The sequence below is a fragment of the Aeromonas sp. 95A genome, assembly GCF_051919235.1.
Taxonomy (GTDB): domain Bacteria; phylum Pseudomonadota; class Gammaproteobacteria; order Enterobacterales; family Aeromonadaceae; genus Aeromonas; species Aeromonas veronii.
This window is the reverse complement of the sequence record NZ_JBQBFC010000001.1, coordinates 1694132-1716297: the sequence shown is the minus strand read 5'-3', so window position 1 is coordinate 1716297 and position 22166 is coordinate 1694132. Positions and strand designations below refer to the sequence as shown.

Genomic DNA, 22166 nt, shown 5'->3' with positions numbered 1-22166 from the left:
CAGGCAAGCTGGCCATCAAACCGGTTCAAGCTTGTTCAACAGGGCCTCCTTCGGGAGGCCCTGTCGTATCTGGGCGGCACGGATCTGGGCGATAAAGTGCCGCAGCACGGCACTGCTTGGGTGTGGCCGTGTCGCCAGACTGATACTGGTCATCATGCCATTGCCCTCAATGGGGTGATAACTGACCCCTAGCGGGCGCAGCGCCGCCACCGAGCTTGGCACTAGAGTCACGCCAAAGCCCGCCTGCACCATGCCGACGGTGGAGATCACCTGCGGGCATTCGGGCCCCAATATCGGCTCGAACCCCGCCTCCCGACAGAGGCCCACGATGCCGTCATAGAGCCCGGGCCCGATGGCGTGGGGAAACAGAATAAAACTCTCGTCCTTCAGGCTGGCCAGTGGCAAGGGGCCCGGCTTGGCCTTGGGATGGCTGGTCGGCAGGGCGATCAGCAGCGGCTCCTGCTCGATAAGGTGATGGGCAAAGCCCTCGCTACCCCGGCATGGCAGCCGCAAGATGGCGGCATCCAGCCGATCGTTGCGCAGCGCCTCCACCAGTGCCGGCATGGTGCCCTCCTGCGGGCTGAGGGCCACCTCGGGGTAGCGCTCCCGATAGTCGTGCAGCAGGGTCAGCACCGTGGGGTGGAGCACGGTGGAACCGGCAAAGCCGATCCGCAGTGCCCCCTGCTCGCCCCGGGCAATCCGCTTTACCTTCAGTTTTGCCGCATCGGCCAGCGCCAGGATCTGCGCCGCATCCCGATAGAGGCTCTCGCCCGCCTCGGTCAGCTCGACACTGCGGGTCAAACGGCGCAGCAGCGGGGTGCCCAGGGTCTCTTCCAGCTTGCGGATCTGCTGGCTCAGCGGCGGCTGGGCCATGTTGAGTGATTCGGCTGCGCGGGTGAAATTCTGCTTTTCAACAACGGCCATGAAGTAGCGGAGCGTACGAAGTTCCATATCGATTGAGTCTCAAAGTCATGGGATCAGCGTATTGGTGTTGAAATGTGAACCAAGTCACCATTGGATCCGAACGCTAACAGGATTCACGGTGGAGGTGAAACCCGAATGGAACATATTGCAACATCTGACAGTGCCGGGTGCAGCTGTGCCCTTGAAGTGAGCCAGCAGTTTTCCCGCTGGCGCAGGCAGCATGACGGTGGCGAGATCTACCAGAGTTCCCTGATGAGCGCCCTGCTGGCGGGGGTCTACGAAGGGGAGACCACCATGAGCGAGCTGCTGCGCCACGGCGACTTTGGCCTCGGCACCTTCAACCACCTCGATGGTGAGCTGATCGCCTTCGAGCGCCAGATCCACCAGTTGCGCTCCGATGGCTCGGCCCGGCCCGCCCGCGCCGATCAGAAGACCCCCTTTGCGGTGATGACCCATTTTCGCCCCTGTCTGGAGCGTCGCTTCGATCACCCCTTGAGCCGTGACGAGATCCACCAGTGGGTGGATCGGCTGGTGGGCTCCGACAACGTCTTTGTCGCCCTGCGTCTCGACGGCCAGTTTGAAACGGCCAAGGTACGAACCGTGCCGCGTCAGGAGCCCCCCTATCGCCCCATGCTGGAAGCCATCGAACAGCAGCCGCTGTTCCGCTTTGCCGCGGTGGCGGGAACCCTGGTGGGCTTTCGCTGCCCGCCGTTCGTGCAGGGGGTCAATGTGGCGGGTTTTCACGAACACATGATCACCGCCGATCGCAAGGGGGGCGGCCATCTGCTCGACTACACCATGGCTCACGGCACCCTGCGGCTTTCTGTGGTGCGTCACCTCAATCTGGCCCTGCCATCGGATCCCGCTTTCCGGCAGGCCGACCTCAACCCCGCCGATCTCGATCGCGCCATTCAGGCCGCCGAAGGCTGATAGACAAGGAGCAATATCATGGAAAACAGACAGTGGAAGTGCGGTGCCGAGCTGGTGGTTCGTCATCTGGAGGCACAAGGGGTCAAGCAGGTGTTCGGGATCCCGGGGGCCAAGATTGACCGGGTGTTCGATGCGCTGGAAGACTCCCCCATCGAGACTATAGTGGTGCGCCACGAGGCGAACGCCGCCTTTATGGCTGCCGCCGTGGGGCGTCTCACCGGCAAGGCGGGGGTGGCGCTGGTCACTTCGGGCCCCGGCTGCTCCAACCTTATTACCGGGTTGGCGACTGCCACCTCGGAAGGGGACCCCATGGTGGCGCTGGGCGGTGCGGTGCGCCGTGCCGATGGTCTCAAGCTCACCCACCAGAGCATGGATACGGTCAATCTCTGCCGTCCGGTCACCAAGTTCAGTGCTCAGGTCAACAGCGGGGCGGCAATTTCGGAAGTGATGGCCAACGCCTTTCGCGCTGCCGAGCTGGGACGGCCGGGGGCGGCGTTTGTCAGCCTGCCGATGGACATCATCAACAAGCCGGTGCAGGGCAATGTGCTGGTGCCCCGTGAAGTGCCGGAGCCGGGCTGCGCCGATGAACAGAATATGGAGCAGGCATTGACCCTGCTGCGCAACGCCCAGAATCCGGTGGTGCTGCTCGGCCTGATGGCGAGCCGGCCGGAAAATGCCGAGGCAGTGCGCGCCTTCCTCGACAAGGCGCGGCTGCCGGTGACCGGTACCTATCAGGCCGCCGGGGTGGTGGACAGCTGTCACTTCGATGACTTTGCAGGACGGGTCGGGCTCTTTAACAACCAGCCGGGGGATCAGCTGCTGGCTGGGGCTGATCTGGTGATCTGCATCGGCTACAGCCCCATCGAGTACGACCCCGTGTTGTGGAATGGCGACAGGGAGCGGCGCATCCTCCATATCGACGTGCTGCCTGCCGATATCGACAGCAGCTACTGCCCGACCGCCGAGCTGGTGGGGTCGATCCGCGCCAACCTATTGCAGCTGACCCGCATCATGGGCAATCCGAAAATCCGTCCTCCCGAGGTGGATCGGCTGCTGCAAGGGGTTCGCCAGCAGCGGTTGCGACTGGCGATGCGGGCCGACGATCTGCACGGCAATCCGGTTCACCCCTTGCGTATCGTGCGCGAGCTGCAGGATCTGGTGCGCGACGACATGACCCTCTGCGTCGACATGGGCAGCTTCCATATCTGGATTGCCCGCTACCTCTACAGCTTCCGTGCCCGTCAGGTGTTGATCTCCAACGGCCAGCAGACCATGGGGGTCGCCCTGCCGTGGGCCATCGGCGCGGCGCTGGTGCGGCCGGGAGAGAAGGTGATCTCGGTATCGGGGGATGGCAGCTTCATGCAGTCGAGCATGGAGCTGGAGACGGCGGTGCGGCTCAAGAGCAATATCGTTCACATCATCTGGGTCGATAACGGCTACAACATGGTCGCGATGCAGGAGCAGCAGAAATATTGCCGCACCTCCGGCGTCTCTTTTGGCCCCATCGACTTCAAACGCTATGCCGAATCGTTCGGGGCGGCAGGTTTTGCGGTGCGTTCGGCCGACGAGCTGCGTGCCACCCTGCGGGCCGCGCTGGCGGTGGAGGGGCCTGCGGTGGTGGCGATCCCGGTGGATTACTCCGACAACCCGGGGCTGATGGCCCAGCTCAGGCCAGAAGTATTGGCATAAGTGTGGGCAGCAGTGCTGGCCTGAATCCCTGTGTAAGGGCAGGCAGACCCGCTCATATAGCAAAAACCGGCATCAATGGATGCCGGTTTTTTTATTGTTTTGCGGGACTGGTGGCCTTAACGGGCCAGCTGGACGGCGGCGCGTGCGCGGGCCGGTTGTGGGCGCTGTTTGGCTTTTGGCGCGCAGGCCATCTTCAGGCGCAGCCACTCGCGCCACAGCAGCCAGCAGAGCGGCAGGGTGAGCAGCAGCACGGTGGCGGGCTGGGCCATCAGCACCCCATCACGCCCCCACAGTTGCGGCAGCAGGAAGATGAGCGGCAGTAGCAACACGGTTTTGGCGATGGAGATGACCAGCGCCTGACGGGTACGCGCCATGGATTGCAGCAGCACTATGCCGAACATGATGATCCCCTCCAGCGGAATGGCGCCGAGGTTGAGGGTCAGGCTGCTGATGGCAGCGGCCAGCAGTTCGGGATCCTTGTCGCCGGTATAGAGCATGGCGACCTGTCCCGGCAGCAGCTGGATGGTGAGCCACACCAGCATGCCGTAGATAAAGGTGAACTTGAGCCCCATCTCCATTAGGTACTTGAGGTTGCGGTGGCGCTTGGCCCCCGCCGCTTTGCTGATGAGCGGCTGAATGCCGAAGGCGAGCCCCTGCAGAATGACGATAAAGACAGCTTCGGTGTAACCGGCCACGGTAAAGCCCGCCAGATCCTTCACATTGCCGTACACCATCAGCTGGCTGTTGTGCAGCATCAGCAGCAGCCCGAGGTTGAACTGGGCAATCAGGCTCGGCAGGCCGGTAAAGAGCAGGTGCGGCATGGCGGGGAGGTTGGGCACCAGATCCCGCCAGCTGAGGCGCAGCCGCGCCCAGGGGGTAAAGAAGTAGCCAAGGCCGATCAGGCTCACCGCACCCTCTGCCATCAGGGTGGCCTGCGCGGTCCCGATCAATCCCAGCCCCAGCCGACCCACCATGATGTAGTTGAGGATGATATTGAGCACGGCGCCGCTGCTCACCAGCACCATGGCCAGTTTCGGGCGACCATCGTTGCGCAGCAGATAGGGCACCGCCAGATTGCTGGCCAGCAGCAGGGTACCGCCGCCAATCCAGGTGAGGTAGTCGCTTGCCTGTTTCCAGGTCTCGGTGCCCTGTTCAATTCCCAGCCCCAGCAGGATATCGGTGTGGGTGTAATAGAGCAGAACCGGCGCAACGCCCCCGAGTCCGGCCAGCAGCCAGAGGGCGTTGACCAGCGCCTGACGGGCCAGCTTGTCGTTTTTCGCCCCTTGCTGGAAGGAGATGGCGGTGGCCGCCCCCATGCTGATCATGGCGGCCAGACCGATCAGCACCATGATGACCGGATAGACCAGGTTGATCCCGGCGAGGCCAGCGGCGCCGACATAGTGGCCGACGAAGATGCCGTCGATGAGGTAGTAGGCCCCCGAGACCAGCATGGCAAGAATGGAGGGGAGGGCGTAAGCCCAGAAGCGACGGGTCATGGCCCGTTGCCGCAGTGTTAAATAGGCAGACATATCTGTTCTCTCGGGGAGTTCGATTATCGAACAGCTAGTCTAGATTAATACTTATTTGGTGATAATCAGGGTTTCACTTGATGAATTGCTGAGTATTACTCACTAATCCGGGGTTTTGGTAGTGCGCCTTGAGCATGTCGATCAGGATGCGCAGGCCGCTGCCCAGCTGATGCCGACTGGGATAGAAGAGGTAGAAGCCGGCAAAGGTGGGGCACCAGGGCTCCAGCACGGTGAGCAGTTTCCCCTCCGCGACCTTCTGGCTCACCTCCTCTTCCAGACAGTAGGCGAGTCCCAACCCCGCCTCGGCGGCGCCCAGATAGAGGGCCGGGGTGCTGGTGGTGAGCGGCCCGGTCACTTCGATCTCCAGCATGGTGCCATCGGCGGCAAAGGCCCAGCGATAGTGGTGGTGCGGGGTGAGGCGATAGCCGATACAGGCGTGGCGGCTCAGCTCGCTCGGGTGTTCCGGTGTACCGTGCTCCGCCAGATAGGCCGGGGAGCCCACCACCAGATAACGCTGGGGCGGGCCGAGGGGGATGCCGATCATCTCCTTGGGCAGCAGATCGCCATAAAAGAGCGCGGCATCGTAACCATCTTCAATCAGCCGGGGCATCAGCTCCTGTTCCACTACCTCCACCTGCATCCGCGGATAACGGGCCAGATAGTCGATCAGCACAGGTGCCAGCAGGCTGTCGATGGCGCCGCGGGGGGCGCAGAGCTTGAGTCGCCCCACCGGCTCGTCGCTGTTGCGGGCCAGCTCGCAAAGCGCCTCTTCCAAGGTATTGAGGGTGGGGAGCAGCTGCTTGAGCAGCCGCTGGCCCGCTTCGGTCGGCACCACGGCGCGGGTGCTGCGGTTGAGCAGCCGCACCCCCAGCCTTGCTTCCAGCCCCTTCAGGCTGTGGCTGAGGGCGGAGGCGGAGACCCCGAGTTCGAGGGCGGCCTTGCTGAAACTGCGGTGACGGGCGACGGCGGCAAACACCGCCAGTTCGGCGAGATCGGTACGGGTAATGGTCATCATCAATCAACAAAAAGGCGTAAGTCACAAGGGTACGCCAAGGCCGTGCTGCACACAATCCGCGCTAAACGGGTGGTTTGTTGCAAATATGTAGCTGCTCGCAGGCCATTGATTCCAGTGAAACTAAGTTGAATTGTTAAAAAAAACTCACAATAAGGCGCTTTGAGTGTGATCTTAGTCATCCGAAAGGCGACCAAAATCAAACTTTGGTTGATTAATTCAAAAAAACGCTGTGATTAATAAGGGCATTTAATTAAAGTCAGCCCATCAAGAGTGGTGCACGTTAATCGGTTGTTAAGTGAGACGGGCTCCGACCCTCAGGGTCAAAATCTCGCACTGTTGTTTGTTGCAATCCTGTTGTCACAAGGAGTGATGGCCAGGTTGCCGGGGGGCGAGAGGTTAATATCAAGGACGGACAGCAGGCGTTCCAGGGAGATGGAACCGGGCCAAGGCCCGACCAAACAAGAATCCCATTTTCCTAGATGACAGGAACAACGTATGTCTGACATGAATATTGCAGCTGATGGTCGTTTAGCCAGCAACACCTCCCGCGGCGTCAACAAGGCCGATGTGGTCTGGATGCTGGGTCTGTACGGTACCGCGATCGGTGCCGGTGTGCTCTTCCTGCCAATCAACGCCGGTGTAGGTGGCCTGTGGCCGCTGGTTGCCATGTTGATCCTGGCGCTGCCGCTGACTTTCTTTGCTCACCGTGGTCTGACCCGCTTCGTGCTGTCCGGCTCTACCCGTGATGGCGACATCACTGAAGTAGTAGAAGAGCACTTCGGCAAGACCGCAGGCAAATTCATCACCCTGCTCTACTTCTTTGCCATCTACCCGATCGTGCTGATGTATTCAGTCGCCATCACCAACACCGTCGAGAGCGTGATTGTTCACCAGCTGGGCATGTCTGCACCTCCCCGTGCCGTTCTGTCACTGGCTCTGATCCTCGGTCTGATGGCGGTTGTTCGTCTGGGCGGCCAGGTTATCGTCAAAGCGATGAGCGTGCTGGTATTCCCGTTCGTGCTCACCCTGATGGGTCTGGCGTTCTACCTGATCCCGCACTGGAACGGTGCCATCATCACTGAAGCTCCGGCCCTGTCCGACGCCTTCAACGGTGACTTCATCAAGACCCTGTGGCTGGCTATCCCGGTAATGGTATTCTCCTTCAACCACTCCCCGATCATCTCCTCCTTCGCGGTGGACAACAAAGGTCGTTACGGTGAAGGTGCCGAGAAGAAGTGCAGCAACATCCTGCTGGGCGCCCACGTCATGATGGTGATGACCGTTATGTTCTTCGTATTCAGCTGCGTACTGAGCCTCTCCCCGGCTGACCTGGCTGCTGCCAAAGAACAGAACATCTCCATCCTGTCCTACCTGGCCAACCACTTCGATAACCCGGTTATCGGTACTGTGGCTCCGCTGATCGCCATGGTTGCCATCAGCAAATCCTTCCTGGGTCACTACCTGGGGGCGCAAGAAGGCATGAACGGCCTGATGGCCAAGGCGCTGCGCGAGAAGGGCAAGAACGTTGACACCAAGCAACTGAACAAAGTCACTGCCGTGTTCATGATCCTGACCACCTGGGCCATCGCTACCATCAACCCGAGCATCCTCGGCATGATTGAAGACCTGGGCGGCCCGATCATCGCAATGCTGCTGTTCCTGATGCCGATGTACGCCATCACCAAGGTTCCGGCCATGCGCAAATACGCTGGCAACATCAGCAACGGCTTCGTGACCATCATCGGCCTGATCGCCATGTCCGGTATCATCTACAAGCTGATTGCCTGATAACTCCGGTTACCAAGTTGAATGAAGAAGCCGCCTCGCAAGAGGCGGCTTTTTTTATGGCTGTTTGGGGCGCCGAGCGGATGCGGTATCGCTACTTCATCAACTTCTTCACCTCGTCGCTGGCCAGCGCCTTGTTGAATTTGTCCCGTGCCTCTTTCCCCTTGGCAGAGTTGGTAAAGCAGACGTGGAGAGACTTGTCCTCGAGGATCTTGCCGTTGAAGCCGAGGTTGGCGGCAACGTCCTTGAGCTGGGGATCGCTCTCCAGCAGATAGGTCATCACATTCTGGTCGATAACCGCCAGATCGAGCCGACCGTTGCCGAGCTTGAGCAGGTTCTGGCTGTCCGAGCTGGTGGCGTCAGCCGAGAGCGCCTTGCTGGCCACTTTTTCGTCGAACTCGGTGGTATTCACATAGCCGGTGACGACACCAATTTTCTTGCCCTTGAGGTCATCAAGGCTCTGCCAGGTGACCGGCTGATCGGCTCGCTGGGCAAACCCGAGAGGGCCGTTACCTATGGGGTCGGAGAAGAGGCAGCTGCTCTTGGGGTCGAGATACTCGGGGAAATAACCCAGTACCTCGGGGTTGTTGGTCGCCTCGTCCACGGCCCGTTGCCAGGGATAGAACTTGATAGTCAGCGGGTCGCCAGCCAGGGCAAAGGCTGCGGTCACCACCTGACTGCTCTTGCCCTGTTCAGGGAGGCTGGCGCTGGTGTAAGGGGGCCATTCAAGGCTGGTCAACACCGCCGCCTGCGCGGCCGTCATGCCGAACAAGGGAAGAGTGGCCAGGGCGAGGTGCTTCCATTTCAGGCTCATAGAGATAACTCCTTGTGGTCAAACACCCCTTAAAGATAGCCCCCGGTGTCGATTGCGGATGCCGGCCATGGCTGACCGGCATCCGTGCCAGCTATTTATTGTCGATATTCTCCGACTGCCAGAGGGCATAGCCCTTGCCGGAGGCCGTGGTGGGCAGATCAATCTGCATCAGGTCGTTGCCGATGACGAATGGGCCGGTGTAGCGGGCACGCAGATCCTGCGCCAGATCTTTGACCCTGATCTTGCCGTTGAGGCCGATATGGCTGAACACGGTCAGCGCCGGTTTGGCTTCGTTCATTACCCGGGCCGCCTGCTCAGGGGAGGCGAGGTGACCGGCGATCGCCTTGTAGCCGGGGTTGGCCTTCATCTGCTCGGCAGAGGTCATGGAGACGCAGTGCACCAGCAGATCGGCCCCTTTGGCCTGCTTCACTACTTCGGGGCTGTAGCGGGTATCGCCGGAGAGCACCACGCTGTGGCCGTGGTAGTCGATGCGATAGCCGAATGACGGCTTGATGTTGACCCCGTGGTCGTTGTCAAAGGCAGTCACCTTGACCCCGTCCTGGTCGTAGACCACCCCGGCGGTGACCTCGTGGTTGTTGATCTCCACCCCATCCAGCGGCGTTCCCTCATCCTTGACCCGGGTGGCGATGTCAGTGGCGTAGGCCTGCTGCAAGCCACGGGCGAGAGCTGTGGTGCCTTTGGGGCCGTAGAGTTCCATCGGCGCGTGGCGCTGGCCATAGGCCGGTTGCAGCCAGCCGGTCAGCCAGAGATCCGCCAGCCCGTTGGTGTGGTCGGAGTGAAAGTGGGTGAGGAAGAAGGCGTTGACCCGGCCGATGGGGATATGCAGCTGCCACAGGCGAGTGGCGGAGTTGCGGCCAAAATCGAACAGCAGCTTCTGGTTGCCTGCCTCGACCAGGGTGCTGTAGCCGCCTCGACTGATCTGGGGCACCGGAGTGCCGGTGCCGAGCAGGCTGACCCGAAAGATATCGGGCCGGGCTTGAGTTGCTGAGGCAGGGGCTTGATCGTGGTTGCTGATAAAGCTGCTCTCGGCAGCCTGACTGACACCGGTAGCCAGCAGACCGACCAGCAGGGCGGCCAGATAGGTGCTTTTCATGGGAATTTATCCTGTGGGGGAGGGATGGCATCACTGTATTGGCAACTAAAAGTTAAATAAATTGGCTAAAATCCAATTCTTACTAAACTTTTGGTTGTGAATCAGGGCCCTTGTCGCGGGCCAAACGGCCTTGAAACGGGCAAAAAGGAGGGGTTGTGGACCGATTGACCAGCATGCGAATCTTCACCCGGGTGGTGGATCTCGGCTCCTACAGCGCCGTGGCGAGCGAAGAGGGGATCAGCGCCCAGATGGTGGGCAAGCATGTGCTGGGACTGGAGCTGTGGCTGGGGGGCAAGCTGTTTCACAAGACCACCCGCCAGCAGACCCTCACCGAACTGGGCCAGCTGTTTTTGGCTCGCTGCCAGCGGGTACTGGAGGAGCTGGCACTGACCGAGTCGCTCACCCAGAATCTGCTGGCCGAGCCGGCCGGACGGCTGCGCATCGCCGCCCCCCTCAGCTTTGGCCACCACCGGCTGGTGCCGCTGCTGCCCGCTTTTCTCGACCGCTACCCCAAGCTGGATCTGGATCTGCAGCTCACCCCGCGCTGGGTCGATCTGGTGGAGGAGGGGTTCGATGCCGCCATCCGTACCCTGCGCCCGCAGGATGAGGCGCTGATCGCCCGTCCGTTGCTGACCCAGCACTACCGCCTCTGCGCGGCCCCCGACTACCTCAATCGCCACGGCGTGCCCCGTCATCCGGCCGATCTCGCCCTCCACCAGTGTCTGCACGGCAACTGGGGCGAGCATGAGCGCTGGCAGTTTGTCGGTGAGGATGGCCAGAGCGAGGAGGTGCGGGTCGCCTCGCGCCTGCGCATCAATCACTGGCCGGCGCTGCTGACGGCGGCGCTCTCGGGGGCTGGCATCACCTTGCAGCCCGCCGAACAGGTGAGTGATCATATCGCTGCGGGGCGTTTGCTGCCGCTGCTTGGTCGCTATCAGAGCCCAGCCAAGACCCTCTACTTCATCTATCCGGCGGCGCGGCGGCAGGTGCTCAAGATCACCCTGCTGGGGGATTTTCTGGCCGAATCCCTGCAAGCTGGGCCCGAGCCCGAATAAAAGGCTGCATATTCTCGCCGCCGCGCTTAACCATCGTGCTTAACAAAGGGGCGGAGCAGGCCTAACATGGCGGGATGTTTTTCTAGTCGGGACAAAAGGATATGTCTGGGTTGAAAAAGGATCTCGGGCTCTGGCAGGGAATGGGGCTGCTCGCCACCTCGCTGCTTGGCACCGGGATCTTCGTGGTACCGGCGACCGCCGCCTCGCTAGCGGGTGGGGCCTCGCTCTGGGCCTGGTTGCTGCTGATTGCGCTGGTGCTGCCCATCGCCTTTACCTTCGCTCGCCTCGGCCGTCGCTATCCCCATGCGGGCGGCGCGCCGCACCTGATTGGCCTCGCCTTTGGCAACGGCGCCGAGCGCTTCTCCGCCTTCCTGTTTCTGGCTGTGCTGCCGGTGGGGCTGCCTGCCGCCCTGATGATTGCCGCCGGTTTCTGGCACGCCCTGTTTGATATGGGGGAGTGGACCCTCTGGGCCATCCAGCTGCTCACCCTGCTCGGGGTCTTTCTGCTGGGGCTGCGCGGGGCGCGATCTTCCGGCAACCTGCAACTGTTGATTGCGCTCGCCATTCTGGGGCTCACCCTGCTTATCTGGTTCAAGGGGGAGGTGAGCTGGCGCGATGCGGCCCGGCCGCTGCCGAGCGCGGACGAGTGGCCCCCTATGGCCACCGCGCTGGCGGTGATGTTCTGGTGTTTCGTCGGGCTGGAAGCGTTCGCCCATATGGGGGAGGAGTTCAAGCGGCCGGAGCGGGATTACCCCATCGCCCTGCTCGGCGGTGTGCTGCTGGCAGGGCTTATCTACTGGGTACACTCGCTGGTGGTGCTCAAATATGGCCTCTACGGCGATGAGGCGAAAAACGCCACCGCCATTCCCTCCCTGCTGGCGCTGCTGTTCGGCCCCACCGCCAAGTGGCTGGTGGCGGTGCTCGGTTACCTCTCCTGCTTTGCCAGCATCAACATCTACATTCAGGGCTTTGCCCGGCTGATCTGGAGCATGGCGCGGGAAGGCAAGTTGCCCCCCTCGCTGGCCGTGCTCACCGCGCGCGGCGCGCCGCTGCGGGCGCTCACTCTGGTGCTCGCCATCTGTCTGATCTGCATCACCCTTATCATCTGGCTGCGACTGCCGCTCGATGAGCTGATCCGCTACGCCAACGGCAACTTCGTGCTGGTCTATTTGCTCTGCATGGCGGCGGGCTGGCGTCTGCTCGGCGGGGTAGGCAAGGGGCTGGCGGGGATAAGCGTGCTGCTCTGCGCTCTGGTGCTGGTGGCGCTCGCCACTCAGGTGCTCTATGCGGTGGTGCTCAGTCTTGGCTACGGCGGCTTCTCGTTGTGGCGGCGTCATCTGCGCCGCAGTCGTCAGCAGGATGCGCTCCCGGTAGCGAAGTAACGCCTCCCCGATGGTCGAAGAAATGAGAAAGCCCTGATGTTCAGGGCTTTTTGATTACGGCATATGGGATGTTCATATGAATACTAGTTGGCACGCTATTTGCCGAAAAGTGCGGTGTCGGATCAACTCAACGGCGATTTATAGCCAAAAAAAGTGGGATCCAGCTCCCGTTTTGCTTAAAGTGATCCCTTCCGATCCCGGTGGTCGGAATGCCCGCAAGGATGCCCTTCAGACGTAAACAGGATGGCCTGGCCAGACTGACTCTCAGAGATGTGATTGCTTCGGTTCTCTTTTTATCTGTCACCTGTGGTGATAGCGCCTTGTTCCGTTCAGTCAGCCCGGGTTTTGCGTCTCTCTCATCGTGCATTGTCACCATCTGCAGCGAGTGAATCATGAGCGAATCGGTTTTTGAGATCCACGACTGGACCCTGAGCGTTGACGACAACATGTTGTGTCGCCCCGACCGCGAGGTCTACCTCGAACCCAGGCTGGTCAACCTGTTGCGGTTTCTTGCCCATAATGCCGGCACTGTGTTTGGCCGCGATGCCCTGATCAACGAGGTGTGGGATGGCGCCGAGGTGACCGATCAGGTGGTGACCCAGTCCATCTTCGAACTGCGCAAGATCCTCAAAGATGGTCGCACCGATGCGACCGACTATATCGTCACCGTACCCAAGCGCGGCTACAAGCTGGTGGCACCGGTGCGGCCGCTGCAGGTGGTTTCCGTGGTGATGGCGGACGAGCAGCCTGCTCCTGCGGTCAATACCGCTCTCTCCGACAACCCGACTCTCTCCGATCTGAGCCCGCCCGCGGCTGAGCAGGATGATGATGCACAGCCCAATGTCGCCCCTTTTCCCGCCGGGCCCCTGACTCGCGCCATCTCCACCCATGCCAAGGATGCCCGCAGCCGCTGGAAGATGGTGAGTTTCGATATCTTCGTTGCCATCGTGCTGATCGCCATTGTCAGCATGCTCAGCTACCAGCACACCAGCCCCCAAGTGCATGCCATGCTGGATCCCAATCTGCTGGTGTTCCGCTTCCACTCCGGCATGGATGACAACAACGAGAACGTGCGCCTCGCCGATGGCATTACCCGCGCCCTGATGGGGGAGGTGGCCGTGGCTACGCCGCTGCGGGTGCAGTACGGCGCCACCACTCTGATGGGGGGCATCATGCCCGGCAAGGAGCTGAGTGTGCGGGTCACCCGCCAGCCGCGCGGCACCTATCTCGATCTGGAGTATCGCAATATCAACACCAACCGGGTGCTGTTCAGCCATCAGTACCAGCTCAGTCGCCACAGTGTGCACGGCGTGTTGCAGGCGAGCAGCCAGGATCTGCTGCGCGCCCTCGACCAACCCGATGCCGAGCCGGGGATGGGCTGGCCGACCGATGATGCCTCCCTGATGGCGATGATGGAGGCGCAGTACTACATCAACAGCCGGGATCCGGTCGCCCTCAAGCGGGGTATCGATCTGCTGGAGCAGGCGCTGATTGCCCATCCGGATCAGCCGCTGCTGCTGGCGGAGCGCTATCTGGCTGGCGAGGCGCTGGCCACCTTGGCGGGCAAATCCGAGAGCGAGCGGTTGCAGGGGATTGGCACCCATCTCGCCAGCGTGGTGCAAAACAGCGGCGCCCTACCAGCCCGGGTGTGGGAGGCGTTGACCCTGCAGGCGATCCTCAACGGCCAGCAACAGCAGGCCAACTATCTGCTGGAGAAGGCGGCGAGTCGCGGCCGCTCGGTGCTCTACTACATACTGCAGGGCAAGCTGGCGGAGCTGGATGGTCGCCCCGAGGCGGCGGGGGATGCCTACAGTCAGGCCTTCCTGATGGAGGCGACCGAGCAGACCTATCTGCTCTGCCAGCAGCTCGGTTTCTACAGCAATATGGAGAGCCTCACTCCGGCTCTGTTCAATGCGCTGGGCCAGAGCAAGGTGAAGCTCTTTTAACACCGCAGTTTGGTTTTCCCCCGGTCGGTGCGGTTGCCGACCTCATCCACAGGCTGCCTTCGGGCGGCCTGTGCGGTTTCTGCTTGTTTCAATCCTGCTTGTTTGCTACCGGGGATAGTCGCTCTGGTGAGTCATGATTTATCCCCCGCAGCTCCCCACTATCCCCATTTGCCTTTGCCTTGCACGCGGCATTCGCTGCACTCGCGTTTGTTCGGCTTCACGCCGTGCACGCAGCTTGTGACATCTGCTCATTGTTGGCGGCGGGATAAGCTGTCTGTCTCGACCCATTTCTCATTGCTTACCGGTTATCGCCGTTGCGCTTTACCTCTGAGTTTGGATTGTGATGAGCCGAGCGAAGGGGAAAGCAGGAGGTGAGCGGCCACTTAGGGTGATGATCAGCAGGGCTTCCAAATGGCCGCAAGGGCAGGGGGGCGCAATGGGAGCTGCTTTATCCCGGGTTTATCTGGCCAAAAATATCAAGACGGCGAGATAAGAGGGTTATCAAGGGGCAGAAACGGGGCGGTCGGATATCAAGGTTTTATCAAGATGGCGGTGCGCCATGATGTCAAGGTGCTGTTTTTAAATGATTTTTATCAAAAATAATGAGGCGGCGAAAAAAGTTGCCTCATATTTTTATCCGTTAGCTGGTCTTTATGTTTTCCGGGGATGAGAGGCCTAGTCTGTGCCCATTCTTTGGCGGGGCGTTCCGCCAAATGTGTATGTGACGACCCGACCTTTTATAGAACCGGAGATCTTATGTCCCTAGATACGAGCAAGAAGATTGGCCTTATCGCCTGTACAGGTGTGGTGGCCGGCAACATGATGGGGAGTGGTATTGCGCTGCTGCCTTCGGCACTGGCCACCATCGGCTCCATCTCTGTCTTTAGCTGGGCAATCTGTCTGGTAGGCGCCATGGGCCTCGCCTTTGTCTTCGCCCGCCTTGCTACCAAGAACCCGCAAGAGGGTGGCCCCATTGCTTACGCTGGCGAGATCTCTCCGGTGTTCGGTTTCCAGACCGGTGTGCTTTATTACCACGCCAACTGGATCGGTAACCTGGCCATCGCCATTACCGGCGTCTCCTACCTCTCGGTCTTCTTCCCCATTCTCAACAGCCCAATTCCGGCCGCCGCAGCCACCATCGCTGCCGTCTGGATCTTCACCTTCGTCAACCTGCTTGGCGGTAGCTGGGTGAGCCGACTCTGTACCCTGGGTCTGGTGCTGATCCTGCTGCCGGTTGTCGGTACTGCGGTGATGGGCTGGGGTCATTTTGATGCCACCGTCTACAGCCAGAACTGGAACACCACCAGCGGCAGCGACCTGCATGCGGTCATCAGCGCCGTGCTGATCTGCCTCTGGTCCTTCGTCGGTGTTGAATCTGCCGCCGTCTCTTCCGGCATGGTGAAGAACCCCAAGCGCACCGTACCGCTCGCTACCATGCTGGGTACCGGTATCGCGGGTGTTATCTACATCCTCTCTACCCAGGTGATCAGCGGCATGTTCCCGGCCGGTGAAGTGGCTGCCTCCGGTGCCCCGTTTGCCATGGCCTCTTCCGCCATCTTCGGTAGCTGGTCTGCACCCTTCGTCTCTGCCTTCACCGCCCTGGCCTGCTTCACCTCGCTCGGTTCCTGGATGATGCTGGTGGGCGAGGCGGGCAAGCGTGCCGCCAACGACGGCAACTTCCCGAAAATCTACGGCGAAGTGGACAAGAACGGCGTAGCCAAGAAGGGTCTGATCCTGGGCTCCCTCAAGATGACTGCCCTGATGGTTGGCCTGACCGCCTTCACTTCCCAGTCCGCTCACGCTGCCGATCTCTTCAACGTGCTGACTACCGATGCGGTGCTGCTGACCATGCTGCCCTACTTCTACTCCAGCATTAACCTGATCCGCTTCGAGGGCATGACCTCCCGCAGCATCGGCGCGATGATCTTCTCCGGTGTGGCCTGCGTCTTCTGTCTGGTAGCCCTGATGGGGGCCAAGGGTTCCAACCTCACAGCTACCTTCGTGGTGTCGCTCATCATCCTGATGTTCTACGCCAAAAAACTGGGTCTGCGTCAGCACGATGCCCTGCTGAACGAACAACCCAGCAACTGATTTCCCCTTTTATCTTCCGAGCGCTCTTCACTCACCATCCCTGATGGAGAGTGCCCCTTTACGTGTGGAGCATTACGATGAATATCATTGCCATCCTCAACCACCTCGGCGTTTTCTTTAAAGAAGAACCCATTCGCCAGCTGCAAGCCTCCCTCGAGCGCAAGGGTTTCGAGGTTGTTTATCCGGTCGACGTCGCCGACCTGCTGAAACTGATTGAGAAGAATCCCCGCGTTTGCGGCGCCATCTTCGACTGGGACAAATACTCCCTGGGTCTGTGCAAGGAGATCCACGATCGCAACGAGAAGCTGCCGATCTTCGCCTTCGCCAACGACCAGTCCACTCTGGATATTCACCTGACCGACCTGCGTCTGAACGTGCACTTCTTCGAGTACCGTCTCGGCATGGCTGACGACATTGCCCTCAAGATGGGTCAGGCCACTCAGGAGTATCAAGACGCCATCCTGCCGCCGTTCACCAAGGCGCTGTTCAAGTACGTGGAAGAGGGTAAATACACCTTCTGTACTCCGGGTCACATGGGCGGTACCGCCTTCCAGATGAGCCCGGCCGGCAGCATCTTCTATGACTTCTATGGCCCGAACGCGTTCAAGGCTGACGTTTCCATCTCCATGCCGGAGCTGGGCTCCCTGCTGGATCACTCCGGTCCGCACAAGGAAGCCGAAGAGTACATCGCCCGTACCTTCAACGCCGATCGCTCCTATATCGTTACCAACGGCACCTCCACTGCCAACAAGATCGTCGGCATGTTCTCCGCACCGGCCGGCAGCACTGTGCTGGTTGACCGCAACTGCCACAAGTCGCTCACTCACCTGATGATGATGAACGACGTGACGCCGATCTACTTCCGTCCGACCCGCAACGCCTACGGCATTCTGGGCGGTATCCCGCAGAGCGAATTCAGCCGCGACACCATCGCTGCCAAGGTGGCCGCGACACCGGGTGCCCAGGCTCCCCGTTACGCCGTCGTCACCAACTCCACCTATGATGGCCTGCTCTACAACACCGGCTTTATCAAGGAGAGTCTGGATACCCCTTACATCCACTTCGACAGTGCCTGGGTGCCTTACACCAACTTCAGCCCGATCTATGAAGGCAAGTGCGGCATGAGCGGCGAAGCGATGCCGGGCAAGGTGTTCTATGAAACCCAGTCCACCCACAAGCTGCTGGCGGCCTTCTCCCAGGCCTCGATGATCCACATCAAGGGTGACGTGGAGGAAGAGACCTTCAACGAAGCCTTCATGATGCACACCTCCACCTCGCCGCAGTACGGCATCGTGGCATCGACCGAGATCTCCGCTGCCATGATGCGTGGCAACACCGGCAAGCGTCTGATCAAGGACTCCATCGATCGCGCCATCTCCTTCCGCAAAGAGATCAAGCGTCTGCGTGATCAGAGCGAAGGCTGGTTCTTCGACGTATGGCAGCCGGACAACATCGACACCGTCGAGTGCTGGAAGCTGGATCCGAAAGATGACTGGCACGGCTTCAAGGACATCGATGACAACCACATGTACCTGGATCCGATCAAGGTCACCCTGCTGACCCCGGGTATGGGTCGTGACGGCCAGCTGCTGGAGAAGGGCATCCCTGCCTCTCTGGTCTCCAAGTTCCTGGACGAGCGCGGCATCGTGGTCGAGAAGACCGGCCCTTACAACATGCTGTTCCTGTTCTCCATCGGTATCGATCAGTCCAAGGCGATGCAGCTGCTGCGCGCCCTGACCGAGTTCAAGCGTGGTTATGACCTGAACCTGACCATCAAGAACATCCTGCCGAGCCTCTATCGTGAAGACCCGAGCTTCTACGAAGGGATGCGCATTCAGGAGCTGGCCCAGAGCATCCATGATCTGACCTGCAAATACCGTTTGCCGGAGCTGATGTTCAAGGCGTTCGACGTACTGCCGGAGATGAAGATGACCCCGCATGCTGCATGGCAGCAAGAGCTGGCGGGCAATCTGGAAGAGGTGCCGTTGCGTGACATGGTTGACCGCATCAGCGCCAACATGATCCTGCCGTACCCGCCGGGAGTACCGCTGGTTCTGCCGGGCGAGATGGTGACCCAGGATTCTCTGCCGGTGCTCGAGTTCCTCGAGATGCTGTGCGAGATCGGTGCCCACTACCCGGGTTTCGAGACCGACATCCACGGCCTCTATCGTCAGGCCGATGGCAGCTACACCGTCAAGGTGCTGCGTTAATCGACAGTGACAACAGTCGAAAGTGACAACAACGGGCCGCAAGGCCCGTTTTTCCCTCCGGAATTCCTGTTCTTATTGCGTGAGTCGCCAACCATGAAGCGAGTGCTCTCCATTCAATCCCACGTAGTCTTTGGCTGTGCCGGCAACAGCGCCGCCGTTTTTCCCATGCGTCGCCTCGGGATCGAGGTGTGGCCGATGAACACGGTGCAGTTCTCCAACCACACCCAATACCGCGAAGGCTGGCAGGGGATGGTGATGCCCGGCGGCCATATCCGTCAGCTGGTAAACGGCCTGGCGGAGATCGGCGTGCTGGCCGAGTGCGATGCGCTGCTGAGCGGCTACCTCGGCTCAGCCGAACAGGGGGAGGAGATCCTGGCGGCGGTTGCTCGGCTCAAGGCGATCAATCCGGCCGCCCTCTACTTTTGTGACCCTGTGATGGGTCACCCCGACAAGGGGTGCATAGTGGCACCCGGCGTCGACGATTTTCTGAAAACCAGGGCACTGGCCTGCGCCGATATGCTGGCCCCCAATCTGCTGGAGCTGGAACAGCTCACCGGCCGCGATATCCGCAATGTGCCGGAGGCCATCGAGGCGTGCCAGCAGCTGCGCGCGCAAGGGGTCAAGCTGGTGATGGTCAAGCATCTGGGCAAGGCCGGTTTTGCCATGGACCGTTTCGAAATGCTGTTGGTGTGCGAGGAGGGGACCTTTCACCTCTCCCGCCCGCTCTACCCTTTTGCCCGCCACCCCATCGGGGTGGGGGATCTGCTGAGCGCCACCATGCTGGCCAATCTGCTGGCGGGTTGTACCCCGGTAGCGGCGTTCGAACTTACCAACGCCAGCGTTGATGCAGTGCTGTCCCGGACCTGGCTGGCGGGGGCTTACGAGCTGCAACTGGTGGCGGCCCAGCACGAGATGGCGCTGCCGCAGGTCTCCATCCGGGCGACCCGCCTCTGAGCTGTTTGTACCAACAGCAGAAACAACAAAGCCCTGATCATCAGGGCTTTTTATATTTCAGATGTCGGGAGAGGGCTTAGTCCTGCGGGCTTTTGAGCGCCTTGACCACATCCTCTTTGGGCTCCAGCTCCTTGACCTGGTTGAAGATCTCCAGCTCCCCTTGCGGGCTGACGGTGTAGGCATCGGCATCCTGATAGCTGCCGCTGCCGGCGCTCTCGATGATGACCACCAGCTCGGGCTGTTTGTCGCCATTCAAATCGACCAGTTTCAGCTCCCGGATAAAGCCGTTGCGAGCCATCACCTTGCCATCCTGAAACTCATCCAGTGGAAATTGGGCGTTCTGGCCCGAGTAGAGCCGCACGTCATAGCTGCCGATGGAGGCGGGTTCACCTGTCCCCTGCGCTACCCGGATCACCTGACCGGAGGGCAGCGTCAGCTGCTTGCTAAATCCCTCTTCGGCTTGTGCCGCCAGCGGCAGGGTCAGCAGCCCTGCCATCATCAATGCTCTGTTCATCTTGCAACCTCTTGCTGTCTCTTGAGTGCGGGCTCCCGGGGAGCCCGCCGTGATGTTGCTACCAGATCTTCACCCGTTTCTGGGGTGGCAGATAGAGCTTGTCCCCCGGCTGGATGTTGAATGCCTCGTAGAAGGCGGGAATGTTCGGCACCACGCCGTTGACCCGGTACTCGGGGGGCGAGTGGGGGTCGGAGCGCAGCAGCATCTGCATCAGCTCGGGGCGATACATCCCTTTCCACACCTGCGCCCAGCCGAGGAAGAAGCGCTGTTCGCCGGTGAAGCCATCCAGCACCGGCGCCTCTTTGCCATCGAGCGACAGTTCGTAGGCCTTGTGGGCGATGGTGAGGCCACCGAGATCACCTATGTTTTCCCCCAGGGTGAACTGACCGTTGACGAACTGGCCGTTGATGGGCTCGAAGCGGTTGTACTGGGCCACCAGACGGCTGGTGCGGAAGCGGAACTCCTTGAGATCTTGCGGCGTCCACCAGTCGCGCATCATGCCGTCACCATCGGATTTGGCCCCCTGATCATCAAAACCGTGGCCCATCTCGTGACCGATCACCCCGCCGATGGCGCCGTAGTTGACAGCGTCATCCGCTGTCATGTCGAAGAAGGGGGGCTGCAAAATGGCCGCAGGGAAGACGATCTCGTTGTTGCTCGGGTTGTAGTAGGCGTTCACCGTCTGCGGCGACATGTGCCACTCGTCCCGGTCGACCGGCTTGCCGAGGCGCGCCAGACTGTCTGCATATTCAAAGGCTTGCGAGCGTTGCAGGTTGCCCACCAGATCATCCGGTTTGATGGTGATGGCGCTGTAATCCTTCCACTTGTCGGGGTAGCCGATCTTGGGGCGGAACTTGGCCAGCTTCTCGAGTGCCTGCGCCTTGGTCTCGGGCGACATCCAGTCGAGTTCCTTGATGCTCTGGCCGTAGGCGGTGCGCAGGTTCTCCACCAGCTGCTCCATCCGCTCCTTGGCCGCTGGCGGGAAGTAGCGGGCCACATAGAGCTGGCCGACCGCTTCACCCAGATGATCGTTCAGCACCCCGAGCGCCCGCTCCCAGCTGGCGCGCTGCTTGGGCGTGCCGCTCAGTGTGGTGCCGTAGAAGGCAAAGTTGGCGCGGTCGGTCTCGCTGTCGAGATAGGGGGCGTAGTCGGTCAGCAGTTGCCACTTGAGGTAGGCCTGCCAATCGGCGATGGGGGTCTGGGCCATCACCTGATCCAGCGCGCTCAGATAGGTCGGCTGACCAATGATGAGCTCCGGCTGGGCCGCAATGCCCGCGGCGTTCAGATAGGCCTGCCAGTCGAGATGAGGGGCGAGCCGTGCCAGTTCGCTGGCGGGGCGCTTGTTGTAGTTCTTCTCCCGATCCCGCAGGGCGACGTTGTCCCACTGGATGGTGGCGAGCCGGGTTTCGAGGGCCAGAATCCGCTTGGCCTTGCCGCTCGGGTCAGACTCACCGAGGCGGCTCAGCATGGCGGCGATATGCTGCTGGTACTTCTGGCGCAGGGCCTGGCTGTCGGGATCCTGCTTGAGGTAGTAGTCCCGATCCGGCAGCCCCAGTCCACCTTGATAGAGGTAGACCGCATAGCGGTCGGGAGACTTGGCATCGGCGTCGATCCAGATGCCGAACGGCGCGCCGCCGCCCATGCGGCCCGACTGGGCAAAGGCACGGGCCAGCGCGGCCTGATCACCGATCCGATCGATGTCGGCCAGCGCCGGTGCCAGCGGGGTGAGCCCCTTGGCGTCACGGCCTGCCTGATCCAGATAGCTGGCGTAGAGATCGCGGATCTGCTGGGTCGGCGTGCCGGTGGCGGCCTCCTGCTTGGCCAGCCCCTCGACCAGCACCCGCACATCGGCGAGGGATTTGTCCCGCAGCATGTAGAAGGCGCCATCGGCGGGGCGATCGTCGGGGATCTTGGCGGTGGCGAGCCACTTGCCATTGACGTAGCGGAAGAAGTCATCGCCGGGTTTGACCTGGGTGTCCATATTGGCCAGCGCCAGCCCGGAGTGTTTGGGGGAGTCTTGCGGTACCTGACTGCAGCCAGCCAGCAGTGCCAGTCCAATCAGGCCGGCCAGTAAGCTTTTCTTATTGTTCATCTTGTTTGATTCCAATTCGGATTGTTTGCTTCCCTGCCCATCTTCCTTGCTCCAACCGGTTGTGCGACCGCCTTGCGGCCAGCCTGGTGGAGAGGGCGGGCGAGCCTCACTCTAGCAGCAGG

The 22166-nt window shown here is 61.0% G+C and carries 16 protein-coding genes; 9 read left to right on the top strand and 7 right to left on the bottom strand.

The genetic code is table 11. The features are described 5' to 3' along the window. Positions 1 to 15: 15 nt before the first annotated feature. Complete coding sequence (locus ACTG2U_RS07525) at positions 16 to 951, bottom strand: LysR family transcriptional regulator (protein WP_439974308.1); 936 nt, start codon at positions 949 to 951, stop codon at positions 16 to 18. 108 nt (positions 952 to 1059) lie between these two features. Between ACTG2U_RS07525 and budA the strand changes: the two genes are divergently transcribed. Both budA and alsS read left to right on the top strand, forming a co-directional pair. Then, positions 1060 to 1854, top strand: a complete 795-nt coding sequence (gene budA, locus ACTG2U_RS07520) for an acetolactate decarboxylase (RefSeq protein WP_005338506.1) — start codon at positions 1060 to 1062, stop codon at positions 1852 to 1854. An 18-nt stretch (positions 1855 to 1872) separates the two neighbouring features. Then, the gene (alsS, locus tag ACTG2U_RS07515; protein ID WP_005338504.1) at positions 1873 to 3543 is read left to right on the top strand and encodes an acetolactate synthase AlsS; all 1671 of its coding nucleotides are present in this window, start codon (positions 1873 to 1875) and stop codon (positions 3541 to 3543) included. Between the two features lie 116 nt (positions 3544 to 3659). On the opposite strand, the gene ACTG2U_RS07510 is transcribed toward alsS, so the two are convergent. Together ACTG2U_RS07510 and ACTG2U_RS07505 are read right to left on the bottom strand one after the other, a co-directional pair. Beyond that, positions 3660 to 5072: an MATE family efflux transporter gene (locus tag ACTG2U_RS07510; RefSeq protein WP_157161225.1), complete on the bottom strand. Its 1413-nt coding sequence runs from the start codon at positions 5070 to 5072 to the stop codon at positions 3660 to 3662. Between the two features lie 73 nt (positions 5073 to 5145). Beyond that, a complete protein-coding gene (locus tag ACTG2U_RS07505; RefSeq protein ID WP_042055187.1) occupies positions 5146 to 6084 on the bottom strand; it encodes a LysR family transcriptional regulator in 939 nt (312 codons plus the stop codon). A 498-nt stretch (positions 6085 to 6582) separates the two neighbouring features. On the opposite strand from ACTG2U_RS07505, the gene ACTG2U_RS07500 reads away from it, so the two are divergent. Beyond that, on the top strand, positions 6583 to 7875 hold the full coding sequence (locus ACTG2U_RS07500; RefSeq protein WP_005338498.1) for an HAAAP family serine/threonine permease: 1293 nt from the start codon (positions 6583 to 6585) through the stop codon (positions 7873 to 7875). 91 nt (positions 7876 to 7966) lie between these two features. Here ACTG2U_RS07500 and ACTG2U_RS07495 read toward each other — a convergent pair whose 3' ends face one another. Beyond that, the gene (locus tag ACTG2U_RS07495) at positions 7967 to 8686 is read right to left on the bottom strand and encodes a substrate-binding periplasmic protein (RefSeq protein WP_021229181.1); all 720 of its coding nucleotides are present in this window, start codon (positions 8684 to 8686) and stop codon (positions 7967 to 7969) included. A gap of 91 nt (positions 8687 to 8777) precedes the next feature. After that, entirely contained in the window at positions 8778 to 9800 is a 1023-nt protein-coding gene (locus tag ACTG2U_RS07490) for an MBL fold metallo-hydrolase (RefSeq protein WP_439974307.1), read from the bottom strand. 155 nt (positions 9801 to 9955) lie between these two features. Here ACTG2U_RS07490 and ACTG2U_RS07485 point away from each other — a divergent pair, with 155 nt between their 5' ends. The 6 genes from ACTG2U_RS07485 (at position 9956) to pdxY (ending at position 19438) form a co-directional block, all read left to right on the top strand. Continuing rightward, positions 9956 to 10855: a LysR family transcriptional regulator gene (locus tag ACTG2U_RS07485; protein ID WP_439974306.1), complete on the top strand. Its 900-nt coding sequence runs from the start codon at positions 9956 to 9958 to the stop codon at positions 10853 to 10855. Between the two features lie 101 nt (positions 10856 to 10956). Continuing rightward, positions 10957 to 12237 carry an L-methionine/branched-chain amino acid transporter gene (gene yjeH / locus ACTG2U_RS07480; RefSeq protein ID WP_439974305.1) on the top strand — a complete coding sequence of 427 codons (1281 nt, stop codon included), beginning with the start codon at positions 10957 to 10959 and terminating at the stop codon, positions 12235 to 12237. Between the two features lie 392 nt (positions 12238 to 12629). Further along, complete coding sequence (gene cadC / locus ACTG2U_RS07475; RefSeq protein WP_042079863.1) at positions 12630 to 14183, top strand: lysine decarboxylation/transport transcriptional activator CadC; 1554 nt, start codon at positions 12630 to 12632, stop codon at positions 14181 to 14183. A 756-nt stretch (positions 14184 to 14939) separates the two neighbouring features. Then, entirely contained in the window at positions 14940 to 16274 is a 1335-nt protein-coding gene (gene cadB / locus ACTG2U_RS07470) for a cadaverine/lysine antiporter (protein WP_100646560.1), read from the top strand. Between the two features lie 77 nt (positions 16275 to 16351). Next, complete coding sequence (locus tag ACTG2U_RS07465; protein WP_042079860.1) at positions 16352 to 18484, top strand: lysine decarboxylase CadA; 2133 nt, start codon at positions 16352 to 16354, stop codon at positions 18482 to 18484. Positions 18485 to 18577: 93 nt separating this feature from the next. Then, complete coding sequence (gene pdxY, locus ACTG2U_RS07460; RefSeq protein WP_439974304.1) at positions 18578 to 19438, top strand: pyridoxal kinase PdxY; 861 nt, start codon at positions 18578 to 18580, stop codon at positions 19436 to 19438. Positions 19439 to 19514: 76 nt separating this feature from the next. Here pdxY and ACTG2U_RS07455 read toward each other — a convergent pair whose 3' ends face one another. Both ACTG2U_RS07455 and ACTG2U_RS07450 read right to left on the bottom strand, forming a co-directional pair. Continuing rightward, entirely contained in the window at positions 19515 to 19952 is a 438-nt protein-coding gene (locus ACTG2U_RS07455; RefSeq protein WP_144714705.1) for a PliI family lysozyme inhibitor of I-type lysozyme, read from the bottom strand. Between the two features lie 58 nt (positions 19953 to 20010). Beyond that, positions 20011 to 22044: a M13 family metallopeptidase gene (locus ACTG2U_RS07450; protein ID WP_439974303.1), complete on the bottom strand. Its 2034-nt coding sequence runs from the start codon at positions 22042 to 22044 to the stop codon at positions 20011 to 20013. Between the last annotated feature and the right edge of the window lie 122 nt (positions 22045 to 22166).